Origin of the sequence: Bacillus sp. S2(2019) (genome assembly GCF_005144805.1) — a bacterium.
Taxonomy (GTDB): Bacteria; Bacillota; Bacilli; order Bacillales; family Bacillaceae; genus Bacillus; species Bacillus altitudinis.
The window spans coordinates 96,575-115,482 of the sequence record NZ_SWFL01000005.1; the positions used below are offsets into that span (position 1 = coordinate 96,575).

Sequence of the window (18,908 nt, forward strand, 5' to 3'; positions counted from 1 at the left end):
TTATCGAACAATCTATGAAGTCGTCGTTTTAATGTTCGGATTTAGAGTATTTTTCCCTCAAATACGATTTTTTTCCCAATCGGAATGATCTGAATCGACCCATTTTCCTTCTTTTCCTGAAAGATGGGCTCCTCCATTCGTCGGACAGGTGAGTAGCCTTCGTCCGCCATCTGGGATAACACTTGATCAATCGTCATGTTGTCTTCCACGTAGAATTTCTTTTTCTTTGGTTTTGCGGTCATTCTTTAATTCTCCTTTTCTTCACAGCCTTCACCCAGAAGCCGCCATGAATCGTTTTGGGCTCATACGAAATGATAAACGCCTTTGAATCAAGCGTTTTAATCGTTTCATATAATTGCAGTTCATATTTTCTCGGTGTTAAAATTTGCATCGCTGACCGGTCTCCTTCAAGACCTCCTACTACCCAGTTGGTGACGCCATATCCTTTTTCTCTCAATTGTTTTGGGAGATCTAGATCGATTTCTTTTGTAATCACGTTCACAGTAATGTAGCCAAGTGCCAGCTTCTCTTCAATTTTCATCCCGACAATGATTCCAATCCCATAACCTAGCGCATACGCAATGACATTTTGTACTTGATCTAAGTTATCTAATACGATACTTAAACCAATGACATAAATCAGCATCTCGACAGTACCAGCAAAAGCGGCTGCATACCTTCTGCCTTTCATTGTTAAAATTAAACGCATAGTGGAAAAAGAGACATAGACAATGTTAATCACTAAAATAATCAAAACCATGGTGAACGCATTGGATAAAAGTTGTTGAAGCACGATTCGAACCCCCTGCACTAAAAATCAAATAAAGCACCCCATATTCTACTAGAGAACAAACCTTGATACAATTAAATTTGCGCGAGAAAAACACATATATCTTTCGACAACAAGGGGTGGTCTTTGTTACCAAGAGTTTACCCGTTTTTTCCTCTTCTCAACATGAAAAACCTCCTTTTTCAAAAGGAGGCTTTAGATGGTTGATAAAGGGCTAAAATATACTTTATTTTAACCCTTTGTCTTCTTTTCAGCGTGATAGAAACTTTTGAATTCTAAGAATGACGAGTACCGGTGCGAAGCGAATTTCACTTTCGTGAGCACCGTCACGCAGAACTGCAGCCGATTGCAAAGATTTGTCTACACTCTGAAACGTGTTTTTATCCAAACCGAACTGGAACAAGTGATGGGATCAAATACTCTCCGACAATGCCCCATAAAAGGGCAATGATAACGAGCTCAATCAACAAAAAGACCCAGCCGGCATACATCAAGTCTCCCCGTACAGCATCTTGCTCTGATTGAATGGAGCGGAAGAGCACAATGGCAATCAGCTGAAGACCAAAAAACATCATCACGGATAAAATCACCGTTACATATGGAATATTCAGCATGGCAAATACAAGCCAAAGGATAGATAAAACCAAAACTGGCACAAGCACGGCACCGAACTTCATGATCACTTCTTTCAGCGATATGTTCCCTTTCAGCATGTACTTACCGAGCACCCAAACCGTCAGCATCATCAGTGTCAACAAAATGAGTGTAAAGACCGCTACCTTTAAAAAGGCGTCACCAAAAGAATAATGAATACCAAAACCTAATAAACGGGTCTTTGACGCCTTTAATTGAACGTAGTTGCCTAAAGCAAAAAACACACTGAATAACACAATCGAGATCCAAGCGTACTTCATACGCAATGTTTCTGCTTGATTGATGGCCTGGCTCGGTGATTTTAACATCGCCAGTCCATATGAACCATAACGCTTAAACGCGCCTCCTGCACCTTGCAGTATCCGCTGGATAGCTGAACGCTCATCATCCGCTGATTTTGGGGTTCTTCCACGTTTTGCAGCGCTGCGGCTGAGGCGGGATTGCCTTGTTTCTTGATCTATTGATGACTCTTCGTTTTTCTTTTCAGATGTCCCCTGATCTTGATCTTTCTCTAACATCTCATATCAACTCCTATCCAATCCTTACAGGCTCAAGTAAATGATCTGTTCGGATGACTCCTCTTAAAGTAGCGGAGTCTCTCTATTCAGTCAAGATTCCTTGACGTTCATACGAATAGACGGATAAAAGGCAGCAGAGGTTTTAAATAAGACAAAACAAAAAAGCTGACGGCCTCCATCAGCTTTTTATCATGTTAAAATCCGTCAAGAACGATAGTGACTCCGATTTCCTTGCTGGACCCGGATATTCTCCTGATGAGCGGGGAACCGAGTCTTTTTGGTCGTATCGACCTGTGTAATATGTCCATTATGAATGGTGATGACCACTGATCCATAGTCGATCCCTTTTAAGGCAGATAAAATATAATTCAGCTTTTGTTCATCCATCGCTCATCCCCCTATTTTTGTTTTCGCTCTTTTAAATAGAGAACCTCATTTTCCAGCTCATGAATTGTATAATGCATGAGCGCTTCCTGTTTTTCTTCATGCCCCCATAAAAGGAGCTTTTGAATCAGCACCTGCTTTTTTCGTTCAATCACCTGTCTAAGCCAGCGTGACAAAAGACATCTCCTCCCCTTTTGAATGTCTGCAAGAAAAAAAGGCACCCTGAAACCTTCTATTAAAAAAGGAAATCAAAGCGCCTTTGGTGATCCAATCAGCGAATTATGTCTTTTTATCATAAACACATAATTCCTATAAGTCAACTATGTTTTGATTTTTTTAACGAAAAAACAGCAGCCTTCATGAGCTGCTGTTTCAAATGTTCAATTAATGATTTAAGAAAGCAAAATATAGAATAAAGATGACAAACAACCCGTACATGATTGGATGCACTTCTTTGGCTTTCCCTTTAAAGATCATCGTAATCGGGTAGAAAATAAAGCCAACCGCAATCCCTGTTGCAATACTGTATGTCAGTGGCATCATAATCATCGTTAAGAACGCTGGTACCGCAATTTCAAAGCGATCCCATGCAATCTTTGCAAGCGGAGCGACCATCAGTGCACCAACAATAATTAAAGCAGGTGCTGTCACATTAGGTGTAACAATGGATAAAAGCGGTGAGAAGAACATCGCCAGCAAGAAGAAAATCCCTGTGACGACAGCTGCAAAACCAGAACGCGCACCAGCCGCTACACCTGAGCTAGATTCAACATAAGATGTCGTTGTAGATGTACCAAGAATAGAACCTACAACAATAGAAGAAGAATCCGCCAGAAGCGCTCTTCCTGCACGAGGCAGCTCATTATTTTTCATTAAACCAGCCTGTGTTGCCACAGCCACAAGTGTACCAGCTGTATCAAAGAATCCAACGAATAGGAACGTTAAAATAACCACAAGCATTTGAATGGAGAAGATGTCTGGCAAGTGAATCAAGGCTTGACCAAAGGTTGGAGACAAGCTTGGAATACTTCCCACAATTTGAGATGGTACTGGTATAAGACCAAAAATCATCCCGGCAATAGCAGTCACAAGCATCCCAATGAAGACACCTGAATTCACTCGAAGAACCATTAAAATGACCGTCACAACAATACCAAACACTGTTAACAGGACTGGACCGCTATGAATGTTCCCAATCGAAACGAGCGTATTATCATTATTGGCGATAATGCCAGAGCCTTGCAGACCGACAAACGTAATGAACAAACCAATACCTGCACCAACCGCCAGCTTCAGCTCAGCCGGAATGGCATTGATGATTTTTTCACGGAAACCTGTTAAAGAAAGAGCAACGAAAATCAATCCTGAAACAAACACACCTGAAAGTGCTGCTTCCCATTTGATGCCCATGCCAAGCACAACCGAAAAGGCGAAGAACGCATTCAGGCCCATTCCTGGGGCTATTGCTATCGGATACCTGGCGATCAATCCCATCAGGATACACCCTGCAGCAGAAGCTAACGCCGTTGCTGTAAAGACTGCCCCCTGATCAATTCGTAATTTATCTGGAAAATCCGGCACAGACACTAATGCAAGTGTGATCGGATTAACAAACAGAATGTAAGCCATCGACAAAAATGTGGTTAAACCACCGATGATCTCTCTGCGGTAATTCGTACCTAACTCATCAAACTGAAAAAACTGTTTCAAGCCAACTGACTCCCTTCATGTCCTTTTGCTTTAGCCTGCCCCATTCACTAGTCAAATAAAAAACGCCCCAACAATTTTGGGACGCTTGACTACATATGTGAATTCAGACTGTGACATAAAACAAGAACAATGCATGATTTATATCAAACGAGTGTGAATTGACGTAGTCAAGCCATTTACGGTAGCTTGGTAGAAACTTGCGGGCCATATCCCCGCGATTATACGACTTCTATCTATTTGATTTCTGTGTCTATTGTACCAACTTCATTTTTAAAACACAATACGAAAAGCGAACATTTTTCAAAGAAATGTCCGCTTCATTCGTCTTATTACACGAATTTGGAAATTCACATCTAGTTCTTTATACACCCTTTCCCAAATCCTTCTCTTTTGCAAAAACCGCTTCGGCTACATGGAAAAACTCTTTCACTGCCGGAGAAGCTTGAGAGAGAGACGGACAGGCGAGCGCAACCTCACGATGATGAGAGACATTCAGCTGACGAATATGCACAAGCTGCTGCGTTTTTAAAAATAACTCAGGGCCTATTGTGACGCCAAGTCCTTCCCCGACCATACGGGCAATGGTCGTACAATCATGAACTTCAAATAAAACAGCTGGCTTCATTTGCGCCTCCGAAAAAATATCCTCTACATGTGATTGATACATGCCAGTCGGCATAATAAATGGTTCATCCGCCAAATCTGTTATATCTACAATGGGCTGCTGTTCATATCGATGATTTGGGTGATAGGCGACCACCATCTCATCTTTCATAAGCGGCAGTAAATCAAAGGCTTCATCCGCATGGCCTTTCACAACAAATCCAACATCAATGATGCCTGAATCCAGCCACTCCAATATTTCTTCATACGTTCCCTCATAGAATTTAAATTCGATTTTTGGATGTTTTTTCTGATAGCTCACAAGCAGTTTAGGCAATAAACAAGCAGAAGCACTGGCAAATGTGCCGATACGAATCAAACCTGTTTCAATATTTTTCGTTAACGCAATTTCTTGCTGGATTTTCTCCACTCTATTTAACACTTCTCTAATATGCGGGAGAAGCGTTTGACCAATATCCGTCAGCATAACGCCCTTTTTTCGGTCACGAATGAATAAAGACACGCCCCACTCTGACTCTAAATTCGCCACTGCATGACTCACAGCGGACTGCGTCATATTTAATGCTTCAGCTGCTGCTGTAAAACTGCCAAGCTCCACAACTTTTGCGATAATATCAAAGCGAACAAAGCTCATGAGTATTTACTCATCTCCTTCATGAAAAACATCAATTTTACTTATGTTAGCACGGAATTTAAACTAAAGACAACGTATCAACATGAAGGTAGGGTTCAAAATGAAAAACACATCTCATCAGCTATTGATCATTCTTTTAGCTGTCGGTTCATTTGTCACAGGCACGTCAGAATTCGTCGTGTCAGGCATTCTAGATATCATTGCTGTTGATTTACACATCTCCATTCCTGCTGCCGGTCAGCTCATCACCGTCTATTCTCTTTTTTATGCAGTAGGCGCTCTCTTTTTAGTCATGGCAACATCGAAACTGAACCGAAAAAAGGTTTTGTTATCGGCTATTTTTGTGTTTATTTTAGGAAATTTGCTCGCCTTTTTCAGTCATCATTTTGTGCTGCTCCTGCTCTCTCGGGTCATCATGGCCATGAGCGGCGGCTTATATATTGTCGTCGCCACGAATTATGCAGCGCAGATCGCCCCGCCAGAAAAAAAGGGAAGCGCAATGGCAACTGTCATCACTGGATTCACTGTTTCACTCGTACTTGGTGTGCCGATTGGAACATTTCTATCAGGTCACGTGGATTGGCACTATATTTTTCTCATCATTGCACTAGGTACTGCTTGTCTCTTCTTGCTTCTTTATCAATTGCTGCCACGCATAGAGGGACATTCTCATCTGCCATTGAAGCAGCAATTACACATCCTTCAAGACCGCAGGGTGATTAGCGGCCTAGCAACAACCGTCTTTTGGATCTTAGGCTACACGATGGTTTTTGCTTATATCTCTCCTTTATTGCGACAGACCGCCGGCTTTTCACTTGAAATGACAAGCATTGCCTTGCTCGTCTTAGGAATTTCTGCTTTTATTGGCTCACGCTTTGGCGGCTTCGCCGTCGATCAATGGGGACCAAACCGAACGATCTCAATCAGCATCACGATTCAGATGTTCGCTCTCTTTGCCTTATTCTTTACGCAATTCTCTACAATTAGCGTCTTGATCACGCTTGCCATTTGGGGCATCGCTACATGGACAACAACACCAGCGAAGCAGTTTTATCTGATCTCCCTTAAACCCCATGCATCTGAAACCGTGCTGAGCTTTAATACAGCGATAATGAACATCGGCATGATGCTTGGATCGTCTATTGGCGGTGTGATTATACAGTATACAAATGTAACGAATTTAAGTTGGATTGGCGGGTTAGCTAGTTTTGCTGCGTTGATGTTGATCAGGTATTCGTTCAACCGTCATCGACTGGCGGAACAACAGACAAAAAGCGAACATGTGTAATCATGTTCGCTCTTTTATTTATTGACTAGCTTTTGAAGTTTCTTTTTTGACTGGAATGGTTACGGATATTTCTTTTTTCGGTGCCAACAGATTCAGATCTGACAAATTAAGATAAAGCCCATAATCCTTAAATGAAAAATGGTTTAATGATAATTTTTCTAACTCCTTCACATCAAAATCAAAGGTGGATTGCATAGAAGCTGTCTTCAAATTGGTCACCTTCGCATTGTTACCCTTCAAGTAATATCCGTTTTCGTAATTTACTTCAGGATTGGACCATGATTTCATTTTTTTAACATCGCCTAATCCAATTGATCCACCGACGTTCTTCATATCAGCCTCATCTAATTTTTCCTTATCTACTCCAGTAAATTGATAATCAACTGTTACAGAACGCCCTTTTTGCTTTATTTTATTGATCTTGATCCCAATTTCATGGTGCTTTGTTTTGAACTGCACAGGCAGCTGATTCTGGAGTGAAATGATTTTGCTTTCTTCATGTTCATATATCCCATTAATATAAAATGTCAGTTCAGTAGTGTTTGAAGCAATTGGCTTATCCAAAATGGTCAAAGCATTTTGTCTAGTTTTTTCAGTTGAAAGTTGTTTTTCCTTTAATGTTGCTCCATTCATAAGCCTGTACTTACTTCCCAAATTATCTCTCATTATATCTATAGAGATATCATCATCTTTTGCGACACCATTGTAATCAATCGCATATTGAATCACAGAGGAATTCACTCCATTTTCCACCTTTATATCTTTCACTTGATAACGTCCATTTAAAATAGATACTTCTTTTTGTCCTGCTAATAAGGTGGTTTTTTGCTTAACCACAGGCAACTCAAAGCGCCAATTCCCTACAATATCTCCAATTTTCGAAATCACGAGTTTTGCTTTTTGACCTTGTTTAATCGTCTGTCCATTTGTAAAGAATTCCATTCGTCCAGCATATCGACCATCTTTTAATTTTTTCAACTCGGGACTATCTATATTGGGTTGAAAATTTTCATTGATCTGATCTGAATCAATGTTGATCGGTATAAAATCTTCTTTTGTGTGGAAATTCTCCACAGTAAACGTATAAACAAGCCGCCCGGCATCATAGTACACACTGTTTACTTTCACAGTCACTCCTCTTGATTCAGCCCCCTCATTGACATGCTTTACCAAATCACTCTGAAAAAGAGACATTCCTACTTTATCGTGAAACATCATATAAAACTGCCCAATAATCGGTACACGTGCCATTGCTGTATTAAGAGAAGGAAAAAGGAAACCTGATGAAAAGTAAAGGACGATGAGAACAATGGCAGAGTATATTGGCGTTCTCCAGTTCCATTTGAACCAATGTCTTTTCTGTTCCGCTTTTACATCTCCTATTGCTTGACGAATCGCAGAGGTCACTTCAACCGTTGGTACATCAATCTCATCATAGAGCTTTTTCATTTCTTTTCGTTCCATCGACACTCTCCTCCTTCTCCAATGTTTGCTTTAATAGCTTTCTTGCTCGATACAAATGAGTTTTAACCGTTCCTTCAGGCACACCCATCTGTTCAGAAATCATTGAAATCGAATAATCTTGAAAATAAAATAGCTGAATCACGAGCTGATATTGCTCATCTAACACATCAAGTGCATTTTTTAAATCGAGCTTGTCTTCCAAAAAATCATGACGCTCAACGCTCTCGTGATGCTGTTCAAACGGAACAACATCTTGCTGCTTTTTCTTCATCGCAAAAATCGTATGAATCAAGATTCTAGTCAGCCAGGTAGAAAAATAAGCCGGTTCTTTTAATCCAGATAAATGCTTAAATGCTTTCATGACCGTCTCCTGAACAGCATCTAACGAATCCTCTTTATTTCTTGTGTAGAGAAAAGCCGTTTTATATAAACGCTCTTGATACATCAGCATTAATGTCTCAAATGCCGGGACATTCCCTTTTTGTGCTTTTTTAATTAGACGCACTTGTTTCATCTCATCCACACCTCCTACACCTGTTAGAGCAAGGTTTCTCTCAAACGGTTTCAACAAACGAAAATTTCTTTTCCTTACCATATGTCGGACAAAAATAGAAAAAGTGAAGAACAGGCCGCAAAGATTATGTTGAATATTTGATATAATGGAATAAATATCTACAAAAAGGAGGATATTGATTGTTTCTATTTGAAGAACCCACGTGTGCTAGCTGTCAGAAAAAGATAGAAGGAAACGAAGAAGTGTACGTCAAGCTGATCTATCCAAAAAGACGAGGGATGACAGAGGTGAAGGCTTGGCTAAGGAATGAAGGGGTTTTTTATTGTAAGGCATGTTATGGAAAAGCAACATAAAAACAAGCATTTCAACTAAAATGCTTGTTTTTACTTTCTACTTTTTTATTTCCGCTTACTACGAAGTTCAATGAGTGCTAGTTTATTGTCATTGAAAAAGAACTCTAGAATGATACCGTTTGATTGATCTTGATATTGTATACCTTTGCTATACCCTTCGACAAACCAGAGCTTCTTGAATTGCTCTCCATATGTTTGTATCACAGATGAATAATCTTCTCCTATTTTAACTCCCTTAGATGTTTGAAGATTTTTCTGTTTTGACTGATTGTAAATAGATGTAACTCGATGATGTTGATCAACTGATACTACAAAATCTTGATTTTCTTTTTCCATATAGACACTCTGTTTAGGATGAGAGAATTGAGTATTCTCCGCAAAAGTATGATCTCCCTCAAATTTTTCACCGATCTTAAAATGACCTAACGATTCATTTATTAAAGATACAGAGTGAAAATTAAAAAACATAGCCACCCAAACAATTAGTGCGGTTCCTCCTAAAACAGAACCTACAATCACTAGCACTTTAGATTGAATGATTCCCTTTATAAATAAATAGATCACTAAAGATACGGCGATCATCACGATGACGATCATAATTAGAAAAATGCCCATTTCAATTATCCTCTTTTATCGAATTCGTTTGTGAATTATTCCCACAATCATATTCTCATATTACACCAAAGCATTACACAAAATCGACCAGTACAGGTATAATTTAAATAAAATTGCACAAGGAGAAAAATATGACTAGACGTGAACTGGTATTCCCGCAATCATTTCCAACAATACATACCGAAAGACTAATCTTAAAACAAGCGACGATCGAAGACGCTGAGGATATGCACATCTATTTATCCAATGAAACCGTGTGCCGCTACATGGGCATTGATGCTCATGAAACAATTGAAGACACAAAAGGAGAAATCCAGTGGTATGACAACATCTTCAAAGAACAAACAGGCATCCGCTGGGGCATTTCTTTAAAAAATGATCCTGCGATCATCGGCAGCTGTGGATTTCTTAACTTGGAAAAACAGCACTGCCGCACGGAAATTGGCTATGAATTGCATCACGATCATTGGCGAAAAGGCATCATGAGCGAGGCGATTGCTGCGGTATTGCGATATGGATTTCAGGAATTGAACCTGAACCGGATTGAAGCGATTATTGATCCAGCAAATACGTCCTCTGTTCAATTATTGGAGAAGGTTAATTTTGTACGAGAGGGTTTATTGAGGGAGTATGATCTTGGTCAGAATGGGTTTGATGATGTGTTTATGTATTCGATTTTGAAGAGGGATTACGAATAAAATAATATTAGAATCGAGGTGAGATAGATGAAAGAAGTACGAAGAAGTAACGCCCAAAAAATCGGAGGTTCTGGAGAAGGCATATTAGAATATACACTGAAATTTCATGGAGCGGTAAATAGATTTGTAAATGACTTTGGTATCGACTTTATCTGTTCTCTATTCTCTGAAAAAGGGTTCTACACTGGACACACTTTTTTTGCTCAGTGTAAAGGAACTGAAAATTACGATCCTCTTAAAAATGAATTTAGTTTAAGTGTACAAACATCTACGGTTAGATTTTGGATGAAACAGCGCCATTTAACTTTTCTGTTTTGTGTTGATATAAAAACAAAAAAGGTATATTGGGTAGATCCTATTGAACAACTTAAGGATAAAATGAAGAAAATTGCTGACAATCAACAGACTATAACTATTAAAGTTCCACAAAAAAATATATTCCCAGATAACTCTGACAATTTATTCCCAGATGAAATGATTAATTGTATGCGTAGATTCGATGAAAAGTTATTTAGTGGTTACTTTGTACAAGTTAATAAAGATATCGATATTTTTTCAAATTCTGATTATTTTTCAAACGATTTAGTTATTTCTGATGGAGTCGATTGTATTAATATAAAATATAGAAATGTTAATTTAATTGGATTCTACTGGAGCTATAAAAAACTCCATAGTGATGGGTCATGTCTAATTCAAATAATCCGACATATTAAAAAGGCAGAAAATGATCTAACTTTTAATCATCAGCAAATTCTGGATTTATTTTATCAGGGATTAAATACCAAAATTGAATATGGTAATCGAAAATACATAAAAGATTTTATGGATAGCTACGGACAATTTATTGTAGACCTTGGGAACAGCAGAATATACTTATACCCGGATGAAGTTAAAGATTTATGTAAAGTAATTGATATTTTTATGGAAAGATACTTAAAAAGAATATATAAGTACCAGAAACTAATAGGGAGTCTTGGATTTGAGCCATTTAACAAAGATTTAAAGTTATTCAAATTGATGACTGTAGATCTAAGTTTATGGAAATTAATACTTCTCCAAACAAGAAATTATGCGTCAAATGATAATTTTTATGAAATCGGTTATAAATTTTCCGAAACAACTAATGAGAATATTATAGAATTACTAAACAAAGATGGTAATACACTATTTATTATTGAGGGCTATAAAAAACTAAAGCACTCTAATTCTGAAGCAATTGATGTAGACGTAATTTGGAAGTACCCAGAAGATTATTACAATGATAACTCTACTCAAATATTTTTCAGTGTCTCAGAAACTTATGAATTTATAGTTAAAAAAATTCTCCAAAGTTTTAAAACGAATAACAAAAGGATTTTTAGGAATAAAGTTGATACCAAAGGAATGAATTTCTCAAAAGAAGCCATTAGACAACTTGTTTTTAAGTCAAATTATAAATTGGATCTAAATAATATTAGTGACATTAAAGATCTTATACAAATTATTTTAAAGTTAAGAGATTTTTTACTAAGTAAAAATTATCTTGAGCTTGATTATATTCCATATAAAGATTTATGTATCTATATAGAAAAAAGGATATTTTTAAATTTGACAAACTACAATGAATATAGTGTTAATTTTTTTGAGATAAGAAAAAAGAAAAACAATATTATTTTTGAGAACATTGAAGAACTAAGTATTAAACGCGCAAACATAAAAAGCAACTACTATGCCTCTATTCTTGATTATATAGCATCAATTTTAGCTGAGTTTTCTGATATCTTTACCACAGAAGATCCAGTCTTACAAAATTTATATAAAGATCTACAAAAAATTATAAATTGGTATAATGAAGAGAAATTAATTAACATGTTAATTTAATTTGGCCATTGAATATATTTTGTTAAGAAATAATTTTAACTTGAAACGACAAGAGAAAATCTAAAGAAAACATGATCTAGAAAGTCACAGAAAAAAATTATAGACATTCCTATTAAATTATCTTTAAAGAAAAAGACCCTTTAAGAAATTCTTAAAGGGTTCCAAATTCGAAAACTTGTCTTGTTTTACTTAGTGGGATGAACATATTATATTATTAATTTATTTAAATATATAAGTATATTAGATTATTTAAAAAGCTCCACTTTATTCATATTTCTCTTGTCAACTTTCTTCAATTCTAGATTAACCAACATATTATCATTTTGTCTTGTATAGACGTCTATTATTTTGTTTATATTATCTAAAACAGGTCTAAATTGATTAAAATTTATATCTGAGTAATTTTGTGAAATATGTTGTGAAAATATTTCTTTTCCATAATATTTCGATACGTCATAACTATCCTTTTTTGAAAATTCTTTACCCTCTATTTTCAGAAATAGAGTATTGTTATCAAACAAGTCCTCTATATCACATTCTAACTTCCCATTAATTAATGGAACAGTTAAAAGGTAAAGACTATCAACAATATTGACCATGTTTTCCTTTTTAAGAGTTGTTTTTTTCTCATCATCAAGCCCTGCATAATTAAGAAATTTACCTATCGGTTTTTTATTCCCACTCTTAATTTCATTATCAAACAATAAAATCACAGGATTTTCTGGTGAATTCCCACTAATTTTTTTAAAATAATTTAAATAATTAAGTTTTGAATTTTTAGAACCAAAAAATTGATATATATTATTTAGCGCGTTGGCCCCATCTTTATATATTCCAAGAAAGTAACTCAATCTTTTTGTTTTCTTTAGAAAGTGGATTTTAAACTCAAATGATCCATCTTTATGTTTGACAATTAATTTAGGATAATCTTTGTAAAGACTTTTTAAAGCTGATTTTAAATACCTAACATCTGTCTTACCTTCTGTCACAATTACAGGTTTAGAATTAGCAAAAAAGTATTTATAAAATAGAAACCTTTGATATTGTTGTTCTCTTGAGGTGAAGTTATTGAAATTAGCAGTTATACCATCTACTAAATTATTGTGCCAAGTTAGTTGATTAATAAATGCAAATCTACCCTCAAGCTGATTAATGGTTGCGGGTTCATCATTAATCTTGAAACTTCCTTGTTTATATAGCTGATAAGCCATTGCTCTTGTTTCTTTGTAATAAATTCTATTTACATTTATTTTTTTGTTTACTACTAGCCCTGTTACCACTTGTCTTGAATCCCTAAGTTGTAACCTATTCTTCTTTTCATTAATTTTAAAACCCGTTCGTATTAGTTCTTGGGATATTTCTTCATAAAATTCCCTCTGTAGAAATAAAAAATTTTTATCATTAGTCGAAAATGTTAAATCATCTGCATATCTTGTATAGTTCACCTTGTATTTTTTCGCAATTTTCAATAATCTATAATCGAGTATTTCACAAATTAAGTTCGAAATGATTGGAGAACTTGGAGCACCTTGAGGCAACCTTCCTTCATAACATGCTATTTGTGCTATAACTGTGGCTACATCTATAGGCAGTGAAAAATTTTTATTCTTGTTAAAAAAACCTCTAACACGACCAAAATGAATACTTTCAAAGAAGTTCTCTAAGTCAATATTCAAAACAATTCTCTTATTTCTATGGACTATCGCATTTGTTATGATAGATCTATTTCTTTCAAACCCATGAGATATATTCCTGTTAATCCATTTATTTCCTATTTTCTTGTACAAAACTTCTTGTAGCCTTCTTTGAATACCTTTAAGTTCTTCTAAAGGAGCATTAATTTCTCTAAAGCCACCATTTTTCTTTCTTATTTTAAACGAATTGTACAAATTATTAATACCTTTTACATATAATACATAACTAAGTTGTTTCCTTGGAATATTCAAAAAGTCAGCAAGTTCATTTCTTGTTTTTATTTGGTTGAATTCCTTCATATATAACTCCCTATTGTTGAACGTGTGGCTACTCATTATGCGATGCAGAAACATTGAAAATTTAACGTAAATACACCAATAGTAATACGAATAGCAGAAGCTAATGCTCCTACCATTTTGGTCAACACTTGCGAAACACAAGCGAATAATCTAGCCACACGTTTATATTATTATACAATATTTTTCTTAAAATTTGGTTATTAAAAATAAAATTAACACAACAAAAAAATATATATTTCAATTCCCTATCAATCGCAGCAGGCGGCTTCCCCGTAATATCATACACCACACGGTTAATACGCTCACTTCATTCATAATACGAGCTAAAATCTTCTCAACACGTCCCAAGGGATTCTTGCCCAGTCACTCATCATACATCAATAGATGTAACGGCACGATGCCGATTGTGTATCTTGCGTATCCTATGACACTAGGCTGCGGACGTCTGTAAGAAAAAGTCGCAGTTGGCAATGAATCGCATCCGATTCCCGGATGATTTCTAGATTTTATTCAGAAATTCCACCCAGTACATGGATACCTAGTCCTGAACCTAGGACTAAAAGGTCCATTCTAATATTACACATAGCACAAAAAGTCAAGTTTCCTAAAAAGCATTTCCGCTATACTAAACTCGTAAGGCAAGGAGGTGCTCGGTTGTCCTATCAAGAACATGAGAAAACGATTCAAGAAACATTAAATTATATTGAACAGCATCTGAAAGATGATTTACCGCTTCAAACTCTAGCGAAACACGCCGGTTATTCTAGGTTTCACTTTCACCGTATGTTCAAAAAAGTGATTAAGAAATCAGTTGTGGATTATATAAGGGAACGACGGATGACCCAAGCGGCGAAGGATTTAATTCATACGGACCAAAGGGCGATTGATATCGCATTGCAGTATCGTTTTGGTTCACAGGAATCCTTCACTAGAGCCTTTAAGAAGATCTATGACATGTCACCCGCACGTTATCGGAAGTTATTAAGGAATATCATTGATGAGGAGGAAACGAATATGGCTGCAAATAAGAACACACCTACTGGCTGGATTATGACGGGGGACACCCCATCTGATTATGAAACAGGTTTAGATAACAGAATTGTACACAGTGGTACGTACTCCGCTTACCTGAAATCAAAGGATGAAAAAGCACGAGGATTCGCGACATTGATGCAGCAAATTAAGTCTGATCGTTACCGAGGAGAACGCCTTCAATTTTCTGCTTTTGTCAAAAGCGAAGATGTGAAAGGTTCAGCTGGTTTATGGATGAGAATTGATCATTCTTCAGGTGAAGTTCTTGCGTTTGACAATATGATGAACCGTCCCATTACAGGAACAAACGGCTGGAATCATTTTAGTGTAGTATTGGATGTTCCAGTCAAAAGTGAAGTCATTGCGTTTGGCATATTGCTACATGGTCAAGGTCACATATGGATGGACGAACTTAGTTTTAAAACTGTAGATGAAAGTGTGCCAGTGACAGAACAAAATACTGTGGATCATTTAGAGGATGAACCAGTGAATTTAAATTTTGAAGGCTAGCAGACTGAATTTAAGAGGAGGTTCATTGCCATGAAAAAAATTGGTTCGATTTTATTGTTCGCTATGAATTCACTCACCTTTATTTGTGGCCTTGGATTTTTATTTGGTGAAGAGGATTAAAAATGAAGATAGGCACCCAGAGGACAAAAAAAATCAATTAAAAAAGATATCCCTATCACTATCTCTTTTTTGTAGACTTGGTATAATAGAAAAAATCAGAAAAATGAGAATGCGATGATAAGGAATAGTACTTGCCGAAATGTTTTCAGAAAGTTGCTGGCTGATGAGAAGCAATAACAAAAAGGCAAGGAACTCACCTTAGAGTAGCCTTAGTGAAATGAAAAGGATTGATGTAGTTAAGGTCGGCACCCCACCGTTATATGGGAAGGATATAAGATCAAACAATCTGTATCCGAATAAGGGCATGATAATGTTTGTTTATCATGAAACAGGGGTGGTACCGCGTAAGAAGAAGTCTTTCGTCTCCAAGTTAAATCTTGGGGATGAAAGGCTTTTTTTATATTCTATTTTCTAGGAGGAATCGATGATGTTTAACCACAAAAAATACGAAAAGAAATACTTTTTGCCACCGAACCTTACTTATGATTGGGTGAAGAAAGAAACATTAGAAAGTGCTCCGATATGGTGCAGTGTGGACTTACGGGATGGTAATCAAGCATTACCTATTCCTATGAACTTAGAAGAGAAATTGGAAATGTTTCAGTTACTAGTAGAGATCGGTTTTAAAGAAATTGAAATCGCATTTCCAGCTGCTTCTGATACAGAGTTTAGGTTTTTGCGGACACTGATTGATCATCATATGATTCCAGACGATGTCACGATTATGGTGATCACGCAAGCGAGAGAGCATATTATCCGCCGAACCTTCGAAGCCATTAAGGGGGTACCGAAAGCGATTGTTCATTTATATAATTCGACTTCAGAAGCGCAGCGCAGACAAGTATTTAAGAAAACAAAAGATGAAATTAAACAAATTGCAATGGATGGAGCTATTTTAGTAAAAGAACTTGCCGAAAAAACAAATAGCGATATTTATTTTCAATATAGTCCTGAAAGCTTTCCAGGAACAGAAGTTGATTATGCGTTAGATATTTGTAATAGTGTTTTAGATATTTGGAAACCGACACCAACTCATAAAGCAATCATCAATATTCCGACAACAGTTGAATATTCAATGCCTCATATCTTTGCAAGTCAGATTGAGTATATACACAAAAATCTGTCTTACCGAGACAGTGTGACATTATCTGTTCATCCTCATAATGACCGCGGCTCTGGGGTGAGTGATGCAGAATTTGGTGTTCTAGCTGGCGCAGAAAGAGTCGAAGGTACATTATTTGGTATCGGTGAACGTACAGGGAATGTAGACTTAATTACCTTGGCGATGAATATGTATTCACAAGGTTATGATCCAAAATTAAATTTCAATAACCTAGAAGCTATTCGTAAAAAATATGAAAAACTAACAAAAATCACTGTTCCTGAGAGGCAGCCCTATTCTGGGGAAATGGTTTTCACCGCATTCTCTGGTTCACATCAAGATGCGATATCTAAAGGTATGAAATATAGAAAGGAAAATAATGTTGATAAATGGGACGTTCCGTATATCCCAGTAGATCCAGTTGACTTGGGGAGGAATTATCAAACGGATGTGATTCGAATCAATAGCCAGTCTGGAAAAGGCGGCATAGGCTATATACTAGAAACAAACTATGGCATTCAACTTCCTTATCAAATGAATGAAGCCATGGGATATGAAGCGAAGAAAGTATCTGATCAGACAAGTAAGGAATTGTCTGTCGAAGAAATATATCAAGTCTTTAACGAACAGTATGTTGATTTTCACCCTCATTTCCAGCTGCTTGATTATCAATTTCATAAAGGAGAGAAGCAGGAAGTCACCTTAACTTTGCTGAGAGATGATCAACAAATTGACATACAAGGAACTGGCACTGGAAGTTTAGATGCCATCAGTAATGCGTTAAAAGCATATTTTCATCTCGAGTATGTTTTGGAAGTCTATGAACAGAATTCTTTGGGCAAGGATTCCCAAGCAAAAGCCTGTGCACAGATTGGAATTTCATCTCAAGGAAAAATGCATTGGGGCGCTGGAATTGATAAAGATATTATAGAAGCAACCGTGAAGGCCCTGGTGGTGGCAGTAAATAAACTAGAGGTTTGGATGTAAATGGAAAAAGATAAACTTGAAAAACATGAAGTGATGCAATATTTAAGAGAATATAACGAGCAAGAAATCTTTTATCAACAATACCAACAGAAAAAGCATGACAATCAATCATTGCAATTATTTTTGAAGGATTATAATAAACACAATTTAATGCATAAGCAAATATATATAGAAGAATTTTTGCAAAAAGGGCAGAACGAATTTGAAAAAGAGGATACCATGTGGTTAGGTCAGGAGAAAGATATCGAAGTGAGAAAGTATAGCCGTTTTATGCCTCAATTGTCGGCTATACATGATTTCTTTGAAATGATCTATGTTCTGGAAAATGAGATGTATGTAGAAGTGGATGACAAAAAAATGACTCTAAAATCAGGAGATATTGCCTTTATTCCACCTAACACAATTCACAAGCCAATTGTAATGGAGAATACAATCGCCATGCAAATCATGATCCGTAAGAGTACTTTTCAAAAAGTGTTTTTTAAAATGTTAAAAGGAAATCATGTCATTTCAGAGTTCTTTTTGAATGCATTGTATATAAAAGAAAATAAACATATTCTTATTTTCCATAGTCACTTGGATAAACATTTGCTAGACTGCTCTCTTCAACTATTTGCAGAAAATTATAATCGGTTCCCTAGTTACCAGTTGATTATGAATAATGTGTTTGAGATATTATTATGTCTCTTATTAAGATTCAAACCAAGCCATATGAACGTCAATCAGGTCAAACAATCTAGTGATATACGTATGATTCAAATGCTACAATATATTCAGCAATGTTGTGAGCATATTACCATCGAGGAGATGGCAGAGGAATTTAACCTTTCTCAATCTTATCTGTCAAAATATATAGCTCGTAAGCTTGGGAAATCATTTCGTGAGGTTCGACAAGAAATAAGAATGGAAAAAGCCTGCGAAATGCTCACTGGCAGCCATTTACAAGTAGGTCATATTGCGGCAGCCGTTGGTTATCAAAATGCAGAACATTTCATTCGTTTATTTAAGAAAAAGTATCACCTAACACCACATCAATATCGATTAAATAATAGATAAT

General features: G+C 36.5%; 18 protein-coding genes, 1 riboswitch and 1 other annotated feature. Of the genes, 7 read left to right on the plus strand and 11 right to left on the minus strand.

Annotation, left to right across the window (positions count from 1 at the left end):
- Positions 1-41: 41 nt before the first annotated feature.
- From FBF75_RS17265 to FBF75_RS17295, 7 genes are all read right to left on the minus strand, one after another.
- Positions 42-242, minus strand: coding sequence for an NETI motif-containing protein (locus FBF75_RS17265; protein WP_017366746.1), 201 nt, complete (start codon positions 240-242; stop codon positions 42-44).
- Positions 239-793 (minus strand): DUF2179 domain-containing protein, encoded by a 555-nt coding sequence (locus FBF75_RS17270; protein WP_008344300.1) that lies wholly within the window; start codon positions 791-793, stop codon positions 239-241. The genes FBF75_RS17265 and FBF75_RS17270 overlap by 4 nt, the downstream gene beginning before the upstream one ends.
- Before the next feature lie 377 nt (positions 794-1,170).
- Entirely contained in the window at positions 1,171-1,962 is a 792-nt protein-coding gene (locus FBF75_RS17280) for a hypothetical protein (protein WP_136944984.1), read from the minus strand.
- Between the two features lie 204 nt (positions 1,963-2,166).
- Positions 2,167-2,349, minus strand: a complete 183-nt coding sequence (locus FBF75_RS17285; protein WP_136944985.1) for a YezD family protein — start codon at positions 2,347-2,349, stop codon at positions 2,167-2,169.
- An 11-nt stretch (positions 2,350-2,360) separates the two neighbouring features.
- Positions 2,361-2,522: a hypothetical protein gene (locus tag FBF75_RS19710; protein ID WP_166644707.1), complete on the minus strand. Its 162-nt coding sequence runs from the start codon at positions 2,520-2,522 to the stop codon at positions 2,361-2,363.
- Between the two features lie 208 nt (positions 2,523-2,730).
- Positions 2,731-4,056: an NCS2 family permease gene (locus FBF75_RS17290; RefSeq protein WP_136944986.1), complete on the minus strand. Its 1,326-nt coding sequence runs from the start codon at positions 4,054-4,056 to the stop codon at positions 2,731-2,733.
- A gap of 144 nt (positions 4,057-4,200) precedes the next feature.
- Positions 4,201-4,302: riboswitch (purine riboswitch) on the minus strand.
- 115 nt (positions 4,303-4,417) lie between these two features.
- Positions 4,418-5,314 carry a LysR family transcriptional regulator gene (locus FBF75_RS17295; RefSeq protein WP_136944987.1) on the minus strand — a complete coding sequence of 299 codons (897 nt, stop codon included), beginning with the start codon at positions 5,312-5,314 and terminating at the stop codon, positions 4,418-4,420.
- A gap of 100 nt (positions 5,315-5,414) precedes the next feature.
- Here FBF75_RS17295 and FBF75_RS17300 point away from each other — a divergent pair, with 100 nt between their 5' ends.
- Positions 5,415-6,602: an MFS transporter gene (locus tag FBF75_RS17300; protein WP_136944988.1), complete on the plus strand. Its 1,188-nt coding sequence runs from the start codon at positions 5,415-5,417 to the stop codon at positions 6,600-6,602.
- A gap of 18 nt (positions 6,603-6,620) precedes the next feature.
- Here the strand turns inward: FBF75_RS17300 and FBF75_RS17305 are convergent, their stop codons facing one another.
- On the minus strand, positions 6,621-8,066 hold the full coding sequence (locus FBF75_RS17305) for a DUF4179 domain-containing protein (RefSeq protein WP_136944989.1): 1,446 nt from the start codon (positions 8,064-8,066) through the stop codon (positions 6,621-6,623).
- Positions 8,035-8,580 (minus strand): sigma-70 family RNA polymerase sigma factor, encoded by a 546-nt coding sequence (locus FBF75_RS17310; protein WP_035391460.1) that lies wholly within the window; start codon positions 8,578-8,580, stop codon positions 8,035-8,037. Before FBF75_RS17310 ends, FBF75_RS17305 begins: the two co-directional genes overlap by 32 nt.
- Before the next feature lie 179 nt (positions 8,581-8,759).
- Between FBF75_RS17310 and FBF75_RS19860 the strand changes: the two genes are divergently transcribed.
- Positions 8,760-8,933 carry a hypothetical protein gene (locus tag FBF75_RS19860; RefSeq protein ID WP_034282854.1) on the plus strand — a complete coding sequence of 58 codons (174 nt, stop codon included), beginning with the start codon at positions 8,760-8,762 and terminating at the stop codon, positions 8,931-8,933.
- A gap of 45 nt (positions 8,934-8,978) precedes the next feature.
- On the opposite strand, the gene FBF75_RS17320 is transcribed toward FBF75_RS19860, so the two are convergent.
- On the minus strand, positions 8,979-9,548 hold the full coding sequence (locus FBF75_RS17320) for a hypothetical protein (protein WP_048002799.1): 570 nt from the start codon (positions 9,546-9,548) through the stop codon (positions 8,979-8,981).
- Positions 9,549-9,679: 131 nt separating this feature from the next.
- Between FBF75_RS17320 and FBF75_RS17325 the strand changes: the two genes are divergently transcribed.
- Both FBF75_RS17325 and FBF75_RS17330 read left to right on the plus strand, forming a co-directional pair.
- Positions 9,680-10,246 carry a GNAT family N-acetyltransferase gene (locus FBF75_RS17325; protein ID WP_048002798.1) on the plus strand — a complete coding sequence of 189 codons (567 nt, stop codon included), beginning with the start codon at positions 9,680-9,682 and terminating at the stop codon, positions 10,244-10,246.
- A gap of 27 nt (positions 10,247-10,273) precedes the next feature.
- Positions 10,274-12,106, plus strand: coding sequence for a DUF4365 domain-containing protein (locus tag FBF75_RS17330; RefSeq protein ID WP_048002797.1), 1,833 nt, complete (start codon positions 10,274-10,276; stop codon positions 12,104-12,106).
- Positions 12,107-12,351: 245 nt separating this feature from the next.
- Here FBF75_RS17330 and FBF75_RS17335 read toward each other — a convergent pair whose 3' ends face one another.
- Complete coding sequence (locus FBF75_RS17335) at positions 12,352-14,100, minus strand: retron Ec67 family RNA-directed DNA polymerase/endonuclease (RefSeq protein WP_099496358.1); 1,749 nt, start codon at positions 14,098-14,100, stop codon at positions 12,352-12,354.
- 654 nt (positions 14,101-14,754) lie between these two features.
- Between FBF75_RS17335 and FBF75_RS17345 the strand changes: the two genes are divergently transcribed.
- The 3 genes from FBF75_RS17345 (at position 14,755) to FBF75_RS17355 (ending at position 18,907) form a co-directional block, all read left to right on the plus strand.
- A complete protein-coding gene (locus tag FBF75_RS17345; RefSeq protein ID WP_099496357.1) occupies positions 14,755-15,642 on the plus strand; it encodes a helix-turn-helix domain-containing protein in 888 nt (295 codons plus the stop codon).
- 225 nt (positions 15,643-15,867) lie between these two features.
- Positions 15,868-16,132: a binding site (T-box leader), on the plus strand.
- A gap of 57 nt (positions 16,133-16,189) precedes the next feature.
- A complete protein-coding gene (locus FBF75_RS17350) occupies positions 16,190-17,851 on the plus strand; it encodes a 2-isopropylmalate synthase (RefSeq protein WP_052320942.1) in 1,662 nt (553 codons plus the stop codon).
- Positions 17,852-18,907: a helix-turn-helix domain-containing protein gene (locus FBF75_RS17355; RefSeq protein ID WP_099496356.1), complete on the plus strand. Its 1,056-nt coding sequence runs from the start codon at positions 17,852-17,854 to the stop codon at positions 18,905-18,907. It begins immediately after the preceding gene.
- Position 18,908 lies beyond the last annotated feature (1 nt).

What these genes read in the sequence shown, in the direction of transcription:
- FBF75_RS17330 (WP_048002797.1), top strand. Translation starts at nt 10,274, where the DNA reads ATGAAAGAAGTACGAAGAAGTAACGCCCAAAAAATCGGAGGTTCTGGA.
- FBF75_RS17265 (WP_017366746.1), bottom strand. Translation starts at nt 242, where the DNA reads ATGACCGCAAAACCAAAGAAAAAGAAATTCTACGTGGAAGACAACATG.
- FBF75_RS17300 (WP_136944988.1), top strand. Translation starts at nt 5,415, where the DNA reads ATGAAAAACACATCTCATCAGCTATTGATCATTCTTTTAGCTGTCGGT.
- FBF75_RS17355 (WP_099496356.1), top strand. Translation starts at nt 17,852, where the DNA reads ATGGAAAAAGATAAACTTGAAAAACATGAAGTGATGCAATATTTAAGA.
- FBF75_RS17350 (WP_052320942.1), top strand. Translation starts at nt 16,190, where the DNA reads ATGTTTAACCACAAAAAATACGAAAAGAAATACTTTTTGCCACCGAAC.
- FBF75_RS17335 (WP_099496358.1), bottom strand. Translation starts at nt 14,100, where the DNA reads ATGAAGGAATTCAACCAAATAAAAACAAGAAATGAACTTGCTGACTTT.
- FBF75_RS17320 (WP_048002799.1), bottom strand. Translation starts at nt 9,548, where the DNA reads ATGGGCATTTTTCTAATTATGATCGTCATCGTGATGATCGCCGTATCT.
- FBF75_RS17295 (WP_136944987.1), bottom strand. Translation starts at nt 5,314, where the DNA reads ATGAGCTTTGTTCGCTTTGATATTATCGCAAAAGTTGTGGAGCTTGGC.
- FBF75_RS17310 (WP_035391460.1), bottom strand. Translation starts at nt 8,580, where the DNA reads ATGAAACAAGTGCGTCTAATTAAAAAAGCACAAAAAGGGAATGTCCCG.
- FBF75_RS17305 (WP_136944989.1), bottom strand. Translation starts at nt 8,066, where the DNA reads ATGGAACGAAAAGAAATGAAAAAGCTCTATGATGAGATTGATGTACCA.
- FBF75_RS17280 (WP_136944984.1), bottom strand. Translation starts at nt 1,962, where the DNA reads ATGTTAGAGAAAGATCAAGATCAGGGGACATCTGAAAAGAAAAACGAA.
- FBF75_RS17285 (WP_136944985.1), bottom strand. Translation starts at nt 2,349, where the DNA reads ATGGATGAACAAAAGCTGAATTATATTTTATCTGCCTTAAAAGGGATC.
- FBF75_RS17325 (WP_048002798.1), top strand. Translation starts at nt 9,680, where the DNA reads ATGACTAGACGTGAACTGGTATTCCCGCAATCATTTCCAACAATACAT.